This window comes from Amycolatopsis sp. NPDC054798 (genome assembly GCF_053611505.1).
The window spans coordinates 1-3,407 of record NZ_JBSHAM010000207.1 but is presented as its reverse complement, the minus strand read 5'-3'; the positions used below and the strand labels follow the sequence as shown (position 1 = coordinate 3,407).

At 71.0% G+C, this 3,407-nt stretch carries 4 protein-coding genes; 3 read left to right on the top strand and 1 reads right to left on the bottom strand.

Annotated features, from left to right (window positions below):
- The first annotated feature begins 172 nt into the window (after positions 1–172).
- Together ACWGIC_RS44775 and ACWGIC_RS44770 are read left to right on the top strand one after the other, a co-directional pair.
- Positions 173–382, top strand: a complete 210-nt coding sequence (locus ACWGIC_RS44775; protein WP_009071860.1) for a hypothetical protein — start codon at positions 173–175, stop codon at positions 380–382.
- On the top strand, positions 382–915 hold the full coding sequence (locus ACWGIC_RS44770; RefSeq protein ID WP_452082038.1) for a Clp protease N-terminal domain-containing protein: 534 nt from the start codon (positions 382–384) through the stop codon (positions 913–915). Before ACWGIC_RS44775 ends, ACWGIC_RS44770 begins: the two co-directional genes overlap by 1 nt.
- On the opposite strand, the gene yczE is transcribed toward ACWGIC_RS44770, so the two are convergent.
- Positions 912–1,553, bottom strand: a complete 642-nt coding sequence (gene yczE, locus ACWGIC_RS44765; RefSeq protein WP_452082037.1) for a membrane protein YczE — start codon at positions 1,551–1,553, stop codon at positions 912–914. The genes ACWGIC_RS44770 and yczE overlap by 4 nt on opposite strands.
- A 61-nt stretch (positions 1,554–1,614) precedes the next feature.
- On the opposite strand from yczE, the gene yczR reads away from it, so the two are divergent.
- Positions 1,615–3,054, top strand: a complete 1,440-nt coding sequence (gene yczR, locus ACWGIC_RS44760; protein ID WP_452082036.1) for a MocR-like transcription factor YczR — start codon at positions 1,615–1,617, stop codon at positions 3,052–3,054.
- Positions 3,055–3,407: the final 353 nt, after the last annotated feature.

Sequence of the window (3,407 nt, the reverse complement as noted above, 5' to 3'; positions counted from 1 at the left end):
AGGCGGGAAAGATGCCTTGACAAGCACCCCCGAACCGCAGAGAAGGCTTCGTATCGGGGTGCAGGGAGGGGGCTGGGTGCCTGGTGAGTTGGGTGCGTCGGAGGCGGAGGGTGGCGAGGGGGTGTGTCAACTCGGGTTGACAGCCGGGTGGGTGTCAACCTAGATTGACATCATGACGGAAGCGACGGATTTGGCCGCTCGCGCCGGTGACCGGGATCCCCGGGTGGGGCTTCGGGCGGTGGCGGCGCTGAGGCGGTTGCTGGAGCAGTTGGAGGCGGTGCAGGTGCGCAGTGCGCGCATGCACGGCTGGTCTTGGCAGGACATCGCGGCTGAGCTGGGGGTTAGCCGGCAGGCCGTACACAAGAAGTACGGGAGGCATTGATGTTCGAGAAGTTCACTCACGATGCCCGGAGAGCCGTGGTCGAAGCGCAGGCGGCGGCGCGCGAGGCGGGGGCGCACGAGATTTCCGCGCAGGCTGTTTTCGCTGGGCTGGCGCGGATCGAGGGCGGCGAGGCGGTGCGGTTGTTGCAGGCCCTGGGGGTGTCTCGCGACGACGTTCTCGCTGAGCTTGCCCGGATTCGCCGCCGGGGCGGGATCAGTGACGCCGATGCCGAGGCGCTCACCGAGTTCGGCATCGACGTCGATCAGATCGTGGAGCGGATTGAGCAGACGCACGGGCCGGGAGCGCTCGCCGAGGCCGGTCGGCGTACCCGGCGCAATCACTTGCCGTTCACCGAGGACGCGAAGAACGCGCTGCAGATGAGCGTGCGGGAGGCGCATGATCTCGGCGACAAGCATCTCGGGCAGGAACATCTGCTGCTCGCGCTGGTCAAACAGCGCGGCCCGGTAGCGGACTTCCTCGCGGCGCGCGGTATCGACTACCCGGCGGTCCGGCAGGCCGTCGGCAACCGCTAATGCTGTTCCTGCTGGTGCGCCCCGGTGCGCCAAGTGACGAGGGGGAGCAGGGCCTGGGTCAGCGGGCCGATGCTGAGCGCGTACAGCACGGTTCCGACGCCGACGGTGCCGCCGAGCAGCCAGCCCGCGGCGAGGACCAGCACCTCGATGCCGGTCCGGACCAGCCGGACGGACCAGCCGGTGCGGGCGTGCAGGCCGGTCATCAGCCCGTCGCGCGGGCCGGGGCCGAGGCGGGTGCCGACGTACACCGCGGTCGCCAGTGCGTTCAGCACTACGCCGCCGGCCAGCATCAGGATCTGCCAGACCAGCACGTGCTGATCCGGCAGCACGGCGCGCACCGCGTCGACGGTCATCGCGATCACCACGACGTTCGCGACGGTGCCGATGCCCGGCCGCTGCCGTAGCGGAATCCACAGCAGCAGCACGAACACCGACGCGATCGCGGTGACCGTGCCGAAGCTCAGGCCGGTGATCTTGGTGAGGCCCTCGTGCAGCACGTCCCACGGGTCAAGGCCGAGGTGGGCGCGGGTGAGCATGGCCATGCTCGCGCCGTAGAGCGCTAGGCCGGCGAGCAGCTGGACACCCCGGCGCGCGGGGGCCCGGCGAAGGCTGAGGGGACTGAGGTCGGTAACTGCCACTTCTCCACTATTGGCGACCACTGGCCTGGTATGCCATGGCCAATACGCGATAATTGGTCTTATGGAACCTCTCGGCGGACGCATCTCGGGACGCAGATTGGCCACATTGCTGGGGGAATGGCGGCAGCGTGGTTCCCGGCAGGGCGCGTCCGACCTCGCCGCGGCGGTCGAGTTGCACGTGCTCGACGGGCAGTTGCCGGTCGGCACCCGGCTGCCCGCCGAGCGCGAACTCGCCGACGCGCTCGGCGTCAGCCGCACTCTCATCGGTGCGGCGCTCGACCGGCTCCGCGCGGACGGCCTCGTCGCCAGCCGTCGCGGAGCCGGTTCGTGGGTGGCTGGGGTCGGAAGCCGCGACGAGGCCGAGGCGGTCCGCGACGATCTCCTCGACCTCGCGCGGGCCGCGCCGCCCGCCGTGCCGGGGCTGATGGCCGCGTTCGACACCGCGCGCCGCGACCTGGTCGAGTACGTCAGCGGCAACGGTTACCTCACCGGCGGCCTCCCGCGGCTGCGCGAGCGGATCGCCGAGCGCTACACCGCGCGTGGCCTGCCGACCACGCCGGACCAGGTGCTGGTGACGTCCGGCGCGTACTCCGCTTTCGTGCTCTGCCTGCGAATGCTGACCGGACCCGGCGACCGGGTGCTGCTCGAACAGCCGACGTACCCGAACGCGATCGACGCCGTCCGCGCCACGCACGCGCTGCCGGTGCCGGTCGCGCTCGATCCGGTGCTCGGCTGGGATCTGCCCGGGATCGAGGCCGCGCTGCGCCAGGCCGCGCCCCGGTTCGGCTACCTCGTGGTGGACTTCCAGAACCCGACCGGACTGCGCCTCGACGCGGCCGGCCGCGAACGGCTCGGCGGTCTCCTCGCCCGGTCGCGGACGCCGGTGGTCGTCGACGAATCGTTGGTGGAACTGGATTACGAGGGCGATCCGGTGGACGGTCCGCCGCCGCTGGCCGCGTTCGCCGGGGATTTGGTGCTGAGCGTCGGTTCCGCGGCGAAATCGCAGTGGGGCGGGCTGCGGCTGGGCTGGATCCGGGCGTCCACGGATCTGCTGGACCGGCTGCAGTCGTCGCGGTTCGCGGTCGATCTCGGCGCGCCGGTGTTCGACCAGCTCGTGCTGGCCGCGCTGCTGGAACCGGAGGGGTACGACCTGCTCGCCCGCCGCCGTACGGAATTCCGGGAACAGCGGGACATCACCGTCGCGGCGCTGCGCAAATACTGTCCAGAGTGGACATTCACGGTGCCGCCCGGCGGACTGTCGGTGTGGTGCCGGTTGCCGGAACCGATGAGCACGCGGCTGGCGGTGTCGGCGGCGAACCACGGGGTGCAAATCGCGCCCGGCTCCAGGTTCGGAGTACACGGCGGATTGGAACGCTGGCTGCGGCTGCCGTTCGGGCTCCCGCGCGAGCAGTTGCCGGAAGCGGTGCGGCGGGTCAGCGCGGCGGCGGCTTCGGTGCGCGGCTGCGCGGATGTGCCCGCCGAGCGGATTTCGGTGACGTAGCGCGGTTTTCTCTCCGAAAAAGTGAACAGCCGGTGCACCGGATGGGATCCAGCCACTCCAGGGAGGGTGGCGGTCACCTGTCCGGCGCACCGGCCGATCGTCCGAGGCGCTTCCCGGCACAGCCCCTCGATGTGCCGGTAAGCGCCCTCGGTTCAGGCGGGCTTCGGTTGGCGCAGGCCCTCGCTCGGCGCGGTGAGCGAAAACCTCCGGAGCACGCCCGTGGTGGGTCCCGGCGCCGCGGGGGGCGCCCCGGGCCCCGGCCAGGGCCCCCACCCGGCCCGGGCGGGGGGGCCGGGCGGGAGGGGGGTGAGGTTTGAGACCCAGGGGTGTGTAATATAAAAAAAAGAAAAGGC